General features: G+C 52.9%; 1 pseudogene. It reads left to right on the forward strand.

What is annotated here, in order from left to right:
• Positions 1-221, forward strand: a pseudogene (locus AAEZ18_RS19095) (IS5/IS1182 family transposase); the annotation flags it as partial.
• Positions 222-261: the final 40 nt, after the last annotated feature.

The following is a 261-nucleotide window of genomic DNA, read 5'->3' on the forward strand; positions in this document are numbered from 1 at the left end:
TTGCTGCGCTGAAATCAGGTCAATTGGCGGAATGGAAAACGGCATCAGGCTACCATCAACGTTCATTAGCAGAGACCACCATGTCTCGAGACAAACAACTGTTGAGCCCGACCCTGATCTTACGAAAATACACCGGCCAAGTCGGTGAGATCTTGGCCGGTGTCAAGTTGATGAACAAAGTTATCGGACTGGGAATGCCTGTTCGTCCGCCCGGCGGTTAAAGATGCTAAGCCGGGCGGGAGTTGCTTTCTCTCGGGGGTG

Origin of the sequence: Pseudoalteromonas sp. 19-MNA-CIBAN-0066 (assembly GCF_040308705.1) — a bacterium.
GTDB lineage: Bacteria > Pseudomonadota > Gammaproteobacteria > Enterobacterales > Alteromonadaceae > Pseudoalteromonas > Pseudoalteromonas nigrifaciens.